This is a genomic window from Microlunatus aurantiacus, assembly GCF_039536605.1.
GTDB classification, from domain to species: Bacteria; Actinomycetota; Actinomycetes; order Propionibacteriales; family Propionibacteriaceae; genus Microlunatus; species Microlunatus aurantiacus.
The window spans coordinates 1-790 of sequence record NZ_BAAAYX010000047.1; the positions used below are offsets into that span (position 1 = coordinate 1).

General features: G+C 68.4%; 1 protein-coding gene. It reads right to left on the minus strand.

Going from position 1 to position 790, the window contains the following annotated elements:
- The coding region (locus ABD714_RS22995; protein WP_344814798.1) for an ISL3 family transposase at positions 1-790 on the minus strand (790 nt) is incomplete at both ends.

Below are 790 nucleotides of genomic sequence, written 5' to 3' on the forward strand. Positions count from 1 at the left end.
TCGCTTCGGTGGGTCCGTTGCTGGAACCGGGGCGGTCGAAGTAGGCGAGCACGTCGACGGCTCGCTTCTTCAGGGTCCGCCCGAGGGTGCCGAGCTCGGTCAGCGGCTTCGGAACGGCGTGGTTGAGCGCGTCGATGACCTTGGTCATCAGTTCGCGGCCGCGGGCACGGTCGGGTTCGCGGTAGGCGATGATCATGCGCTGGTAGACAGCCCAGGTCACTTCGACCTGGACGTGGTTGTCGTCGGCGAACAGCTGCTCGAGCCGTTGGCGCTGCCTCGGGGTGAGGAGGTCGACGCCGGTGTGCAGGGTGCGGCGGGCTCGGTAGAGCGGATCGTTCGCTTGGCCGCGGTGGCCGTGGATGATCTGCTGGATCCGGCGGCGGCACCGGTCCAGGGCGTCGCCGGCGAGACGGACGACGTGGAAGGGGTCCATCACCGCGACCGCGTCGGGCAGTTCCTCAGCAGCAGCGGTCTTGAACCCGGTGAAACCGTCCATCGCGACGACCTCGATCTGGTCCCGCCACGCTGCGGGCCGTTCGGCCAGCCAGCGTTTGAACGCTTGCTTCGTGCGGCCCTCGACCATGTCGAGCAACCGGGCCGGGCCGGTGTGGTCGCGGACCGGGGTCAGATCGATGATCACGGTGACGTACTTGTCGCCGCGGCGGGTGTGGCGCCAGACGTGCTCGTCGACGCCGATCACCTGCACGCCGTCGAAGCGTGTCGGGTCGTCGATCAACAGGCGTTGGCCTTCGGCGAGGACAGCGTTGTTGGCGGTGTTCCACGACACCCC